The sequence below is a fragment of the Methanofollis sp. genome (assembly GCF_028702905.1).
GTDB lineage: Archaea > Halobacteriota > Methanomicrobia > Methanomicrobiales > Methanofollaceae > Methanofollis.
In genome coordinates this window covers 1-14,090 of the sequence record NZ_JAQVNX010000053.1, presented here as the reverse complement: position 1 = coordinate 14,090, position 14,090 = coordinate 1, and the positions used below count along the sequence as shown (strand labels likewise).

10 protein-coding genes are annotated in these 14,090 nt (G+C 62.8%); 4 read left to right on the top strand and 6 right to left on the bottom strand.

Translation table 11 applies throughout. The annotated features are described in order from the left end of the window. The coding region (locus PHP59_RS07665) for a hypothetical protein (RefSeq protein WP_300165673.1) at positions 1-290 on the top strand (290 nt) is incomplete at its 5' end. Positions 291-854: 564 nt separating this feature from the next. Continuing rightward, the gene (locus PHP59_RS07660; RefSeq protein ID WP_300165671.1) at positions 855-1,775 is read left to right on the top strand and encodes an SDR family oxidoreductase; all 921 of its coding nucleotides are present in this window, start codon (positions 855-857) and stop codon (positions 1,773-1,775) included. Here the strand turns inward: PHP59_RS07660 and PHP59_RS07655 are convergent. From PHP59_RS07655 to PHP59_RS07645, 3 genes are all read right to left on the bottom strand, one after another. Next, positions 1,763-2,944: a CapA family protein gene (locus tag PHP59_RS07655; RefSeq protein WP_300165669.1), complete on the bottom strand. Its 1,182-nt coding sequence runs from the start codon at positions 2,942-2,944 to the stop codon at positions 1,763-1,765. The genes PHP59_RS07660 and PHP59_RS07655 overlap by 13 nt on opposite strands. A 13-nt stretch (positions 2,945-2,957) precedes the next feature. After that, positions 2,958-4,427: a lipopolysaccharide biosynthesis protein gene (locus PHP59_RS07650; RefSeq protein WP_300165667.1), complete on the bottom strand. Its 1,470-nt coding sequence runs from the start codon at positions 4,425-4,427 to the stop codon at positions 2,958-2,960. 100 nt (positions 4,428-4,527) lie between these two features. Beyond that, complete coding sequence (locus PHP59_RS07645; RefSeq protein ID WP_300165665.1) at positions 4,528-5,001, bottom strand: serine acetyltransferase; 474 nt, start codon at positions 4,999-5,001, stop codon at positions 4,528-4,530. A 611-nt stretch (positions 5,002-5,612) separates the two neighbouring features. Between PHP59_RS07645 and PHP59_RS07640 the strand changes: the two genes are divergently transcribed. Then, entirely contained in the window at positions 5,613-6,794 is a 1,182-nt protein-coding gene (locus PHP59_RS07640) for a hypothetical protein (protein ID WP_300165664.1), read from the top strand. On the opposite strand, the gene PHP59_RS07635 is transcribed toward PHP59_RS07640, so the two are convergent. Beyond that, positions 6,749-8,431 (bottom strand): asparagine synthetase B family protein, encoded by a 1,683-nt coding sequence (locus tag PHP59_RS07635; RefSeq protein ID WP_300165662.1) that lies wholly within the window; start codon positions 8,429-8,431, stop codon positions 6,749-6,751. The genes PHP59_RS07640 and PHP59_RS07635 overlap by 46 nt on opposite strands. 119 nt (positions 8,432-8,550) lie before the next feature. On the opposite strand from PHP59_RS07635, the gene PHP59_RS07630 reads away from it, so the two are divergent. Further along, positions 8,551-9,903, top strand: coding sequence for a mannose-1-phosphate guanylyltransferase/mannose-6-phosphate isomerase (locus PHP59_RS07630; RefSeq protein ID WP_300165660.1), 1,353 nt, complete (start codon positions 8,551-8,553; stop codon positions 9,901-9,903). A 117-nt stretch (positions 9,904-10,020) separates the two neighbouring features. Here the strand turns inward: PHP59_RS07630 and PHP59_RS07625 are convergent, their stop codons facing one another. Together PHP59_RS07625 and PHP59_RS07620 are read right to left on the bottom strand one after the other, a co-directional pair. Further along, the gene (locus PHP59_RS07625) at positions 10,021-11,106 is read right to left on the bottom strand and encodes a radical SAM protein (RefSeq protein WP_300165658.1); all 1,086 of its coding nucleotides are present in this window, start codon (positions 11,104-11,106) and stop codon (positions 10,021-10,023) included. A 188-nt stretch (positions 11,107-11,294) separates the two neighbouring features. After that, positions 11,295-12,920, bottom strand: coding sequence for a PQQ-binding-like beta-propeller repeat protein (locus PHP59_RS07620; protein ID WP_300165656.1), 1,626 nt, complete (start codon positions 12,918-12,920; stop codon positions 11,295-11,297). Between the last annotated feature and the right edge of the window lie 1,170 nt (positions 12,921-14,090).

The following is a 14,090-nucleotide window of genomic DNA, read 5'->3' as shown; positions in this document are numbered from 1 at the left end:
AAATCCTCTGGATGGCCATCTCTGCGGGGGGCCGACCGCTCGAAGACCTACGGTCAACGGCAAATCAGAGGTTTGCCAGAACAAGAAAATCTTCGATTTTCCCGTTTTCTCAAGCTCGCTATCGCTCGCACCCAGATCAGGATAGGGCCGGGGACGGCAACTCCCCCTTCATGTTCGTTGATTTTTCCTTCCTGACCCAATCGCAATTCCGGGGGGCGACCGGAGGGAACATGAGAAGATCTTTGATCTTCGAGAGAGCCCCCGGCGCGAAGATGCAGAAAGGCGGTTGAGTCACGCTCGTACCCTGGGTGAGGGTTTTTCCATAGCCCAATATCTGGGTTTCGGGGGTGACAGGGGATCCGCACTTCTCCCTGTGGGATCAGAGGTATCACCCGACAAAAGTAGGGGGTTTTTCCAAAACATTTTATCAAAGAGGTCATCCCAAAACAGACCAGAAACATATGTCATATCGATGAAATTCCTCACATTTGGTTCTGAAAAATCCTGTTCTGGTGCCTGTTCCGGGGGGTTTCACCCCCCGGTCCCCCCACCATTACGAGAGGAGAGTGGATGGCAGACTCCTCTTCAGAATATCGTGTTTACCCCTCCCGGGTCCAATCATGAGCGGGGTGCGAGCGACAGCGAGCATGAGAAAACCGAAGGTTTTCGATTGCCCGGGAGAACGACCGAAGGGAGTCGAGAAGACCAAAGATTTTCTCAAGCTCGCAACCCCCTCAGGATTGGCCCCGGAACGTTAGAGCAGGAGAGCATCCCATCCCTATCCTGATGCTCCGGCAAGAACGGTGGCACACCAACCGTCACCTCTATGTCATCAGGCGCCCCATCACCTCCCGATGAAATATATCGTCACCGGCGGCGCAGGATTTATCGGCTCCCATATCGCCGAGGCACTCAGAGACAGGCACGAGGTCGTCGTCATCGACGACTTCTCGACAGGCCACCCGGAGAACCTCAGGGGTTTCGACGTCACTCTCGTGGAAGGGAGCGTGGCCGACCTCCCCCTCCTGCAGGAGATCTTCGCCGGTGCCGACGGCGTCTTCCACCAGGCGGCGATCGCCTCGGTGCCGAAGTCTGTCGCCGACCCCCTCGCCACCCATGAGGCGAACCTCACCGGCACCCTGAATGTCCTCCTCGCGGCACGGGACGCGGGCGTGCGGAAGGTGGTCCTCGCCTCCTCCTCGGCTGTCTACGGCGAGAGCCCCGAACTCCCGAAGAGAGAGGGGATGCTCCCCGAACCCCTCTCGCCATACGCCGTCTCCAAACTTGCGGGCGAGCACTATGCCGCCTCCTTCTCGCGGCTGTACGGCCTGCAGGCCGTCTGCCTGCGGTACTTCAACGTCTTCGGCCCGCGGCAGGACCCCTCCTCCCCGTACTCGGGAGTGATCTCGATCTTTGCCGACCGCATCCTCGCGGGCAAACCGATCACCATCTATGGCGACGGCGAGCAGACGCGGGACTTCGTCTATGTCGCCGACGTCGTCAGGGCCAACCTCCGCGCCATGGAGGGCGGTGCCGAAGGGGTCTTCAACATCGCCCGCGGCCGCACGACCACCCTGAACGCCCTTGCAGAGACGATGATGCGGGCCGCGGGCAGGACGGTGGAGGTCGGGCACGCGGAGGCGCGGGCAGGCGACATCAGGCACTCGTGCGCCGACATCACGCGGGCGCGTGAGATCCTCGGGTGGGCGCCCGAGTGGGGGCTTGAGGACGGCCTTGCCCGGACGATCCGGGCGGCAGGCCCTCAGCGGGTCTGACCGGCTCTCTCCCTGATGAGGTGGCGGATCGCGCCGAAAAAGAAGGGGCGCAGGCTCTCGTGCCTCAGGTCAGACACCACCGTCCTGATCGCCGCCGCGGGGACGCTGCCCATCCCCCTCTCCCGCATCTTCCTGAAGACCGCACCTTTTTCGATCGAGTTCCCGTTCCCGCCCGCCTGCCCTGCGGCAGCAGGGGACCGCGAGACATTCGGGAAGCGGTTCGTGCAGTAGACCCTGAACGCGTCCCTGTACCACGCCTGCCGGTACTGCTCCTCCGAGTCGAAGACCTGGAGGCGCCGCCGGAAACACTCCTGCCTGGCCCCGTCGTTTGCGAGGATGATCATCCTCTTCTCCAGGTCGATATGGTAGTAGTACCGGCTGAGGGCGATCTCGCCGCCACCCCCGATCTCCACCCCGAGGCAGTACGAGTCGCGGGTGTACGAAACATTGTGATGGGTCGGGACGTCGAAACAAAAGTTCCCAAGGCCGTAGACGATGGTCCGCCCGTCGACAATCTCGACGCCCTGCGGGGCATGGGCATGGTGGCCGATGACCAGGTCGGCCCCGGCACGGGCGATCTCGTGGAAAAAGGCCCGTCTCTTCGGTTCCGGGACGATATTGTACTCGGTGCCGCCATGGTAATTGTAGATGACCGCGTCGGGGTCTTCGGTCTCCCTGACCTCCCTGATCAGGGCACGGATCTTTTTGAGGTCAAAATAATACGGGGCCGGCGTCCCCCCCTCCCACATGGGGCCCTCCCGGTGGCATGAAGCGATGAGGGCGACCTTCGTCCCGCCATGCCCGACCATGAGATATTCAGGATAACCGCCGACGCCGTAGTGCCTGATGCCGCTCTCCCCCAGGCGTCTGACCGTCTCATCGACACCGGCACGCCCGCTGTCCATGATATGGTTGTTCGCGAGGGTGCAGATGCCGACATGCCTCTCCTTCAGGTACCCGGCCGTATTCAGGGGCGCCTTCAGGTTGGCAGTGCCACCCTCTTTCTGCCTGGGCAGGGCATCGGTGATGGGGTTTTCGAGGTTGATGTGGCAGACGTCCGCGTCACGGAGAAGGGCCCTGATATGCTCGTCGAAGATCTCCTCCCCTGCCTGTACCTGGTCGAAAAAAACGCCGCTTGCCGAGAAATCCCCCGTATATACAATCCTCATGGATATCACCCCCCTATCGTGACGACTGGTTAATGAATCTTTTTATCTCCTGATAAAATCCGGCAACCCACCCTTTCAAAAACGGATCCCTGACAACGGCCCGTGCATAATAGACGAGGCTCACGACAAAGGCAATGGCAAGGAGGGCCAGAGCAGGCAGGGAGAGGAGTTTGGCCGCGATCAGGGGCGCCGCAATCAGGAGGCCGACCGCGAGGTCGGTGCACCAGAGGTAGCACTCCCTGAGATAGTCCAGGCCCGCGAGTTTCAGGAGCCAGAGGTTCATAAAGGCGCAGAAGAACGCACCTGTCAGGGAGAAGAGCAGTATCGCGATGACAGGGTCCCCGATCATGCCGCCGATGGTGAGGGAGACCACGCGGGACGCCAGAAGCACCAGGTCGAAGACGAGGCCGGCCCCCTGCTTCTCAAGCACGCTGAAGATGGTCGTCAGCGGCGACGAAACGAACATGAAAAAGATCCAGGGGACGAGGAGTTTGACATAGAAACCAGCCTCATACCACTGTGGGCCAAGGAAGAAGACGAACATTTCCTCGCCGATGATGAGCAGGAGGAGCATGGGAAAGATGCTGATCGCGACAAGACGCCTGTGGACCTCCTGCACGATGGGGCCGATCTTCCCGGTCTTTTTCCTCTCCTCGCTCGCCCTCTGGAAGAAGACCTGCGAGACCGCGGTGCCGACGAGGCCGAGGGGGAGACTCACCGTCTGGTATGCGAGGGAGTACAGCCCGACGATGGCCGGGGTGAAGAAGAAGGCGAGGAATATCGGGGAGATCTGGCGGGAGACCTCGTTGGCCGCGGTCGACCAGGAGGTGAAGATCGGGAACTTCCTGTACCTGACGGCGAGTGCCCTGACCCTCGCCAGGGTGACTGACGAAAGGAGGTGCCGATCCTTCCTGACCTCGCCAAGCATCAGGATGTCGGCGGCGCCGTACCCGGCCACGGCCCCCCCGATGAGGCCGAGCGGAGAGGCCGCGCCGATGCCGGCCCCGATCTGCACCCCCTTGTTGACCAGGGAGTTCGCCACCCTGCCCCCTGCCACAGTGCCGAACTTCTCCCGCCTGGAGAGCCAGTAGTTCAGGACAAAAAAAAGGCCGTTCAAGAGGACGAGGGCCGGGATGAGACCGATATACCCGGCAAGGGCGGGGAAGTTCAGGGCGGCCGCGATATTTTCGGCGAAGAGGATGAGGACCGCACCGCTGACGGCCGATGTCGCCACCACCAGGACGGCGCTGAGGACCGCGAGGTTTGCAGCGTCTTCGTCCTCCCCCGGGAGCATGATGGCAAGGTGATAGGAGAAGCAGGAGATGATCGCGAGGATCCCGGCGATCGAGAGGAAGACCTGGAAGACCCCGAAGTCGTCAGGGGTGTACAGGCGGCTGATGACCGGGATGAGAAGGACGCCCGCCGCCTGGGCGATGACGCTGCCTGAGACAAGTTTCAGGACATTGGTGACAAAACGCGACATGGGGTATGGAGCATAGATTCGATTTGCTCTATATTATCCTTTGTATGGCCCGGTCCTCGATACGGGGGCATTCGGAAAATCAAAACCCGACATGGGGAGGTCAGAGAGTCTGGCCCCTGAGGGCCTCGGTGCCCCGAACGATATAGGGAAGCGACCCCGTGTCAGAGACTTTCCTCGCAGGGACGCCGGCGATGGAGATATTCGGTTCAAGAAAAGATCTGTTCACGACGCTGTTGGCGCCGATGGCGATGCCGTCCGCGATCGTGATGTCGCCGAAGATCTTCGCGCCCGGGCCGATATAGACATTATTCCCGATCTTCGGGGCTGTCTCGTCATGGGACCCGATATTGGCGCCCGGGTGGATCCGGCAGTTTTCCCCGATCTCGGCGGCGCTGTTGACGACGAGCTGGCCGTAGTGGGCGATGGACAGGCCGGGCCCGAAGACGTTCAGGGGGATGGTGAAGCCGAGGCGCACCGACATCTGGTGGTACCTGTACTGGAGCGTATAATAGAACAGGGCATGGGCAGGGCTGATATTTTTCAGGCAGTTGTTCCAGTACTCGCACTTCCTCATCAGCAACTGGAATTTCCACAGATCGTCCCCTATCAATGGCCGGGGTCTTGCCCGCCCAATTCCTGACGAAATTTTGTCTGCTTTCATGTAGAATAAGTAGTCATCTTTCGAACGGATCATCCGGACCACATGAGGCGCGCATAGCTCTTAGAATTTTCGCCCACCGTTGTATCAACACACGTATCATCAGAATCTATAAACACAGATAATTATCAAAATATAGAAAAAAATACCCGGCCTCATACCCCGCCTCACCGGCCCGGATCCCGGTGAGGGCGGACACCAGGAGGAGAGGCAGGGGTATTCTGTCCGGGAGATGCAAATGTAGATATAAAATGTCTCCAGAGACAGGTCTATTCCGGTCCACCCGCATACACCCTGTCACGAAAGGTAGAGAGGGCGCCGACCCCCGATCCTGCAGGCTCCATTCCCCTGCAGCCCGGCAGACCCGAAAAATGCCCGCAAGGTCTTTGTACGATGGACCATCAGAATGGCGGCGATGACGAGCGTCTCCATGCGATGCTCAGACAGGACCAGACAAGAGGAGTCACCGGAGAAGACGAAGAGGGGGCCTCTGTTTCGGCAGGGCGTCCTCACGGCGCGGAGAGGGGATGTCTGCGATGAAGAAGGAGCGCTGCGCCCTGGTGATGGGGGGGTACGTGAACGGCTACTCCATCATCCAGGAACTGTACGACCGGGGCGTGGGCGATATCGTCCTCCTCGACCACAACAGAAAACCCGGGGCGTACAGCAACAAGATCACGCGGTTCATCCGCGCTGAGGCCACCGAGGAGAGCGTCCACGCCGAACTGAAAAAACTTGGCGAGGAGTACGGGCAGGTCGTCGTCTACCCCACTGACGACGTCCACCTGGAGGTTCTGGACGCCCTTGCCGGGAAGGTCGGGTCCTTCTGTTTTCTCCCGATCAACCCGGCCAACCTGGGCCTCTGCCTGAACAAGTATTATCAGTACAGGTGCTGCGAGGCGCTGGGGGTGCCGTACCCGAAGACGGCCCCTATCGAGCGGGTGGAGGACGCCGAGCGGATCCTCTCTGTCCCCTTCCCTGTCATCGTCAAGCCCGACAAAAGGGAGGACCTGAAATCCGACGTCTTCAGGAACCTCGTCATCTCCGACAGGGACGACTACGACGCACAGCTCCCCAGGATCATCGCCGCCCTCGAACAGGGTGTCCCCCTCCTCGCCTCCGAGGTCGTCCCGGGCGAAGGCTCGAATATCTATGCGTACGTCGGCTACCGGAACCGGGACGGCAGGATCCTGAGCGAATGGACAGGGAAAAAACTCTCCCAGTACCCGGACAACTTCGGGATCTTTGCGAGCGCCTCCAACCAGGCGCCGCCCGAGGTGCTGGAACAGGGGAGGCGTCTCCTCGAAGGGATGGACATCGTCGGCATCGCGGAGCCTGAGTTCAAATACGATGCCAGGGACGGCAGGTACAAACTGATGGAGATCAACCTCCGCTCCATGATGTGGCACCGGGTCGGCAACCTCTCTGGGGTGAACGTCCAGTATGCCCAGTACCTCGACGCCGCCGGCCTTGAGGTCCCTGTGCAGGTCCAGGAGAAGGAGAGGGAGGTCCACCTGGTGTACCTGAAGCACGAGATCATCAACCTCCTCACGAGACCGGGCTATCACCGCACCTTCTTCCGCAACCTCTCAGGCCCGGTCTCCCTGGCCTTCTTCGACAGGCGCGATCTCAGGCCTTTTTTTGTCGATGGTGCGGACACTGCCTATGAGTTGGGCGTGGTCTGCCTGAAAAAACTGGGCCTCCTCTGATCGCTACAGAGGGAGAGGTACCTGAGGGCCTGGTAACCGACCAGGGGGACATAGGGGTGCCTGGCATTCCCGGAGTTCACGACCACCCGGCGGGGGAGGGCGCCGAGGCACCCTGCATCCCGCATCCTCAGGAGATAGAGCCTGGAGAGGGGGGGCACGGCGAAGTACCTCCCCCACCTGGGGTCGAAGAGGTGGTGGTGGAGGGCACGGACGCGGGCGACAAGGGGTGGCCCCGGCATCGCATCGCTGATGCGGGTCGTGCACTCGATCGCGCCGAGCGCGGCGAGGTCGCCGGTGAAGAGGACGCGGGCCGCGTAGTCCTTGTATAGCGCCTGACCGAGCCTGAGGGGGAGGGGCACGCGCTGGAAGAACCACATCAGCTCGCGGTCCCAGAGGGGCACGCGCCAGCCATGGCCGAAGTACTCGTACACCCTGACCGCGTTGATGATGAATTTCGCCTGCCTCTCCTTGAAGTCGAAGTACTCGATGGCGTCGGCGCAGGACCCGGCGTCATGGACGTCTGGGCAGCCGGCACTCATCAGGATCCTCTCAGAATAGAGGGCCAGGAGGGCGGGGTCGTCCCAGGCCCAGAGGGAGTAGTGCTTCGCCAGGGTGTCGGCAAGGAATTTTTCGAGGGTGTATCTCTGCGGCCTGCCGTACTCCCGCGGGATATGGCTGCCGGCCAGCATGTCCCCGCTGTGCCCGGGCACAAAGACCGCACCGGGCGGCACCACCCCCTCCTCCCGCATCTCGCACACGGCCAGGTAGTCCTGGGTGTGGGGGAGAGAGGAGAGGTTGCCGCCATAGCGGAGATACTCCTTCAGGGCGTCCCCCCTATAGCAGGCCCGGACCTTCTCCTTCGTGTACTCCACGTAGTGCCAGTCGTAGCCGAGGGCCCTGGCGACCTCCCGACTGATACGGACCTCGCGACTCTCCTTCACGCCATAGGAGAAGCAGGTCACGTCCTCGACACCCAGGCGCCTGAGCATGGCGACGATGATCCGGGAGTCGAGGCCGCCGCTTAAGGGGACGACGATCCGCCTCCCTTCACACGATGCAAGGAGGCGGCGAAAGACCCGGAGGAAGACGTCGTCGAGGCTGCCGGTGAGGTCGCCGTCGGCAAAAAAGTCGCCGTGCCTGAACTGTGCATAACTGACGGTCGTGGCGGCGCCGGACCGCCTGGGGGAGATGAGGCACTCGCCGACCTGGAGTTGCCTGATCCCCCGGTACAGTGTCAGGGGCCCGGTGACAAAGCCGGCGGCCAGGAACTCGGCAGACGACTCCTGGCTCAGGGGCGGGGAGAGGCGTTCCACAAGGAGGTGGGGGTCGTCGGCGACGGTCAGCCCTTCTCCTGTGCCGGCAGAGAAGAGGGGGATGCTCCGCAGGCGGTCGACGGCGGCGGCGAGGGTGTCGGGCGTCTCGACGACGAAGGCGTACTCGCCGTTCAGGGACTCGAGGAGGGTCCTGATCCTGTCAGGATCGTCCCAGGGCGCGGAGAGGAGGAGGGTGGCGGTCTCCCTGCCGTCAAGGAGGGTGCCGCCGGCAAAGACAGTCCCTTTGTACCAGCAGCGGCTCTCTCCAGTTCCATGGAATTCCCAGGGGAAGAAGGGGTTGTTCAGGCAGACATCTCCGGTCATGCTCCTGTCCTGCCAGGGGGCGCGGCGATCTCTCCTGACCCCACAGCGGTATATATAGGCACCGGGGGGGATCCCCTGATCGCAACCCTCATCCCCATCCCCGCCTACACCCGCCGTCCATGGAGACGATCATCCTTGCAGGTGGTTCAGGCACCAGGCTCTTTCCCCTGAGCCGGACCTGCTACCCGAAACAGTTCATCCCCCTCTTCGAGAAGGAATCCCTCTTCCAGAAGGCGGTGAAGCGGGCCCTCCTCTTCTCCAGGCCCGAGGAGATCTCTGTCATCACCAACGAGGCCCACCGCTTCCTGGTGGCGGACCAGCTCGCCGCGGTCGGTGCCGATTGCCATGTCCTTGTCGAGCCCAGCGGGAAAAATACCCTGCCCGCGATCGTCTACGGCATGACCGAGATCCTGAAGGAGGGGGAGGACGCGGCCGCCGCAGTCCTCCCCTCGGACCAGTTGATCCTCCCGGGAGAGGAGTACAGGAAGGCCTTCCATGCGGCCGAGGCGCTCGCGAAGGACCATCTCGTCACCTTCGGGATCGCACCGACCTCGCCCCACACGGGCTATGGATATATCCGCCCTGGCCGGACCCTCGCCGGGGGCTATGTGGTCGACGCCTTCGTCGAGAAGCCCGACCTGGAGACGGCGAAAACATATGTCCGCGACGGCTATCTCTGGAACTCAGGGATGTTCGTCTTCCCTGCCGCCCTCTTCATGGACGAGTGCCGGCGCCTGGCGCCGGCCGTGGCAGAGGCCTTCACCCGCCCCCCCGCGGAGGCCTATGCCTGCACCCCGAAGATCTCGGTCGATTTCGGGCTCATGGAGAAGACGGACCGGGCGGCGGTCGTGCCCCTGGCCGCAGCCTGGAGCGACGTCGGGAGCTTCGACGCCCTGTACCAGGTGAGCGACAAGGACACGGACGGCAACGCGGTGAAGGGAGAGTACCTGGGCATCCACAGCGGGAACAACCTGGTCATCTCCGACCGCCTGGTGGCGACGATCGGCCTCTCCGACCTTGCGATCGTCGACACGGCCGACGCCCTCCTGATCTGCCCGAAGACCGAGTCCCAGCATGTCGGCGAGATCACGACCCTCCTGAAGGAGAGGGGCGACGGGCGCTGCGACCTCCACACCACGGTGCACCGCCCCTGGGGCCGGTATGCCGTCCTCCTGCAGGACGACTCCTTCCAGATCAAGCGCCTCACCGTCCTGCCGGGCCGCCGCATCTCGGCCCAGCTCCACCACCACAGGAGCGAGCACTGGGTCGTCGTCCGCGGCATGGCCGAGGTCTCCAATGACGGCCGCACCTTCTTTGTCCGCCCGGGAGAGAGCACATTCGTCCCGGCCGGGGTGAAGCACCGCCTGGGAAACCCGGGGCTGATCCCCCTGGAGGTGATCGAGGTGCAGAACGGCGACTACATCTCAGAGGACGACATCGTCCGCTTCGACGACGACTTCAGGAGGGAGTGACGGGGCGGCCCCGCACCCTTCCCCTTCGCTGGGCGAGGGCTTGCCCCTGGCGTGCGATAATAGAGAAGGCAGGGGAACCGAGGTGTGAGGGCTCTCAAGGCCACAGGATCCGGGCTTTCAGTTCCTCCTGGCCAGCCGCCCCTTCACCCGCCACTTCAGTTCATGGCAGAGAGAGGGGAGGTGGTACAGGAGGTTTGTCGAGTAGTTGCAGCTGCAGCCAGGACACTGTTTCAGGAACATCTCCTTGAGCCTCTGCCTGTACGCATCCGAGGAGACGATCTCGGGCAGGGGCGTCTCCCTCACCGTGCCCATCGGGGGCAGGGCCCAGCACCCCGAGTAGACCTCGCCGTGCGGGCCGACGTACACTTTCTCGTACCCGAGGTGGCAGGGTATGTCCTCCCTCCTGGGGTTCTGGAAATATGCTTTCATATATTCGAGAGAGGAGTAACTCTTGCTGATCAGGCCCGGGTGCGTGGACTTGATCCGATGGAGTTCGGCGACCAGGTCGTCGAGCCTGTCCCTCTCGTCCTCCGGGATCCAGAGTTCTGCCGTGTCGACGTCCCTGAAGAAATAGAGCGAGGTGTTGAGGAGGTTGAAGCCGCAGGTGATGCTGAGTTCTCTGGCCAGGTTGACCATATTAAGAATCTCCGGGAAGGTCGGTTTCATCACGGTCGTCCCGATGGTGATAGCAAGGGCCGGGTACCTGGAGTCACGAAGCCCGATCAAGGTTCTGAGGGCGCCAGTGCTCCGTTCAAACCCGCCCTTCACTCCCCTGACGGTGTCGTGGACCGCGGCCGTGCCGTCGATGGAAATGGAAAAACCGTCGAGGCCGCTCTCGATGAGGGAGACCGCCTTCTCTTCGGTGAGCAGAAGCCCGTTCGTGGTGATGGAGATGTCGGCAAAGCCGAGGTCTTCGGCGATCTTCACGATCTCGGGCAGGTCTTTTCGCAGGAGGGGTTCGCCCCCGGCGAACTCAATATTCCGGATCCCGAGGGCCCTCGCCTGAGCGAGGACCTCGCCCGCCTCCTCCGTGTCCATTTCCCCGACAGAGGCATGCCGCCACTGCCGGCAGGTGATGCACCGGCTGTTGCAGTTGTCGGTGATATTGAAGACGAGGGTCGTCGGGCGGCAAGGTATCCTGGAAAGAAACGACGTATTCAACTTCGAGGCTTCTGAGTAGAAGATCCGGGAAGACTCCTTCATTCCCCCCTTAATATATGATGACAGTGATGCGGCCATGGTTGACTCATCCATGCAGTCCGGAAATATATTTCTTCCCCCATGGACCCGGGGAGACACCGATGGTTGCCAGGTCCACGCCGCGGGTGAGGGCATGACAGGAGATAGTACTCGGGGGGCCGCATTTGTAGCCTGAAGTCGGGATGCCTGTTCTACCCGATCTCCTCTGCAAGACTGAGGTACGCCGCCGCCAGGATCTCCACCTCCTCCCTCTCGGGGGGGGCCGGGGCATAGGCAAGGCGGTCTGCAGTTGCAAAGAACCAGGCAAGGCCTCCCCTCTGGTCAGGGCAGGCATCCAGGGCGTCGGCGGTGAGGAGGACGCGGGCCCCTGTGCGCTCCTCGATCAGGGCGACCATCTGCCGCGAGAGGAGCCTGGCCGCCTCCTGCGCCTTTCCCTCATCCAGAGAGGCCTCCCAGGGGAGTGCGGCAGGTGTCTCCTCCTCCGTTACTGGAGGGGCGGCCTCTGCCGGCGCCTCCTCCGCGAGAGGAGGGGGTGCCGGTCTCCACCGCCGGTGCAGGTAGCCGGCACCGAGGGCAACGCCACCGAAAAGGAGGCAGGCAAGGAGGAGGGGCAGCATGGAACTCCCTTCAGGGCCGGGGGGTGTGGCCACCGGGTTGTCAGTCGTCGGGGCGGCCGCAGTCGGGATCGCGGTTGTCTGTGTCACTGTCTCTGTGGTCCCCGGGACCCCGGGCGTCTGTACCGGGGTCTCCGCGACCGTCGGGACGGTCGCTGCCGCTTTCGGCGTCACAGTCGAGATGCCGATCACCTGGCGGGAGGAGGAGGCGACGCCCGCGGTGCCGTCGGCGGTGAGGGCGACATGGCCGACGCAGCCAGCGAGGGTGTACGTACCGAGCAGATTGCCGTCGCCGTCGAAGAGGTAGGCCCCTTTGTCCATGGACCCGGCAAGGACGCGGGAGCCGTTCTTCGAGACGGCGACGTCGCGTATCCAGCCTTCGGCGGTGAAGGTCCAGAGTATCTCTCCCTCCCTGTCAAAGCAGGCGAGGGTGTTGTCCTGTGCGCCGGAGAGGACGCGGGAGCCGTCCTCAGAGACGGCGAGGGCGGTGACAGGGCGGCGTGAGGGGTGCGTCCAGAGAAGGGCGCCCGTGCGGTTCAGGAGGCGGACGCCGGCATCGGAGGCAACCGCGACCTCGTCCCCTGTACCGGAGACGGCGACGGCGGTGCCCCCTTCCAGCATGCCCTCGTGTGTCCAGAGTCTTCTCCCTGTGCCCGTATAATAAAAGAGGCCGCGGCTGGAGACGACCGCGGCGTACGTGCCCTTCCCCGAGAGGGCGATGGCGCGGACCCGGGACTGGAACTCGTCCTCCTCGTCCTCGGGATCGCCCCTGGTGTCAACCGTGGCCCTGAGGGTGCCGTCGGCATCATAGAAGTGCACCTCGCCAACGAGGTCCGCGACCACGAGCCTCTTGCCGTCTGAAGAGAGGGCAAGGGCCACGCAGTCTGAAGCCAGATCCTGCTTCCAGAGCACAGAGGCGTCGCCGGCATAGAGGGCGAGATCCAGGCCGCCGGCGCCGGCGAGCGTCCGGCCGTCCGCAGACGAGGCCGTCATCTCCGCCGACCACTGCTCCCAGAGGGGGGTGCCGTTGCCGGCCAGGAAGCAGAGTCTCTCCCCGCCGACCAGGACGTGCGAGCCGTCGGGGGTGAGGGTGAGGCAGGCGATCTCCGAGGGTGCGGAGTATGTCCAGATAGGATCCCCTGCCAGGGCGCCGGCAGGCAGGACGGCAAGGAGGAGGCAGAGGACGATTATCGCACACCGCATATCTCCAGAGTATTTCCAGAGTGATGCCATAAACATTTTGATGTGAGGATAGGGTTTTCTCGGGAGGCCGCGGTCCGCCCTGCGAGAATACAAGATCTCCATAGTGGCACGTCAAGAACAAAAGGTCGCCAGGAGAATGTACCTGGACGATGGAGATCTCTGGCCGTGGAAAACTATTCTGTACTCTCTCACGACGAGAGCGCCGGGACGACACCCCCTCTTTCCCGCCCTCTCCTCTGCCTTCCTGGCCAGGGGTCCGGGGGCAGCGCCCCCGGCATGAGGATGTGGGAAGGCGAATATTCAGAAGGGCCACCCCAACAAAAAGATTCTCACCTGTCCTCTCACACGCCGGGGGTAGACCCCCCAACCCCCAGGTGAGGATAGGCGGGGGGCGGCGATGGCGTGTGTTCCTGCCCCCTGCTCATCGGGAGGAGCGTGATCAAGGGTTTCTCCAGGTACGCCTTTTTCGAACGCCGACGACCCTCGCCACACCACATGTCCATTCCTGATCGGGATCTGCGCCGTCCTCGATATCCCCGGGCAGCAACCCCGCCAAAAAAGGGAGATCTCCGGGATTCACCCGATTTACCGCCGCACTCCCGTCCCTTTCCCGGGCACAAACAGGGCCGGGAGAGCAGAGGGCAGTACCTCCGCTCATATCGACGGCCAGGGGGCGGGGAGTCCTGCCGGATTTCGTCCTGTTTCGTGCACGGCGTCAGGTCTGCCCGGATCCCCGGATCTTCCCGTCATGGCCCGGGATCAGGGGTGCGAGTCTCCGATCCGGGGCCGATACGGGCGTATTCTGGATCGGGGGGACAGAACCCTGCGCAGGACAGGACACCCCGGGACCGTCAGGGACGGCATCTCCACACTGCGATCGAGAATGTCTTCGATATCTGTGCGATGCTTGAACTCCCGGCACCATTTCCAAGAGGTTTGTGCACCATGAGCGCCAGGATCTGTCTCCGGCGTCAGGAGGAGACACCATGGAGGCCCACCTCCTCCAGGACCACCCGCGGTTAAGGCAGAGATATATTACCCCGGGTCATAGGGAGTCATGCCTGTGACATCCCGGGAGTCCTGGCAGGAGAACAACCAATGACAGATTTCACCCTGTCCACCACGAACAAGACATCGGTGCGGAAACTCGCCGCCCCGATCGCCGATGCC

Coding starts and splice junctions, on each gene's coding strand:
- PHP59_RS07660 (WP_300165671.1), top strand. CDS start 855: ATGAAATATATCGTCACCGGCGGCGCAGGATTTATCGGCTCCCATATC.
- PHP59_RS07635 (WP_300165662.1), bottom strand. CDS start 8,431: ATGACCGGAGATGTCTGCCTGAACAACCCCTTCTTCCCCTGGGAATTC.
- PHP59_RS07620 (WP_300165656.1), bottom strand. CDS start 12,920: ATGCGGTGTGCGATAATCGTCCTCTGCCTCCTCCTTGCCGTCCTGCCT.
- PHP59_RS07630 (WP_300165660.1), top strand. CDS start 8,551: ATGGAGACGATCATCCTTGCAGGTGGTTCAGGCACCAGGCTCTTTCCC.
- PHP59_RS07645 (WP_300165665.1), bottom strand. CDS start 5,001: ATGAGGAAGTGCGAGTACTGGAACAACTGCCTGAAAAATATCAGCCCT.
- PHP59_RS07640 (WP_300165664.1), top strand. CDS start 5,613: ATGTCTGCGATGAAGAAGGAGCGCTGCGCCCTGGTGATGGGGGGGTAC.
- PHP59_RS07625 (WP_300165658.1), bottom strand. CDS start 11,106: ATGAAGGAGTCTTCCCGGATCTTCTACTCAGAAGCCTCGAAGTTGAAT.
- PHP59_RS07650 (WP_300165667.1), bottom strand. CDS start 4,427: ATGTCGCGTTTTGTCACCAATGTCCTGAAACTTGTCTCAGGCAGCGTC.
- PHP59_RS07655 (WP_300165669.1), bottom strand. CDS start 2,944: ATGAGGATTGTATATACGGGGGATTTCTCGGCAAGCGGCGTTTTTTTC.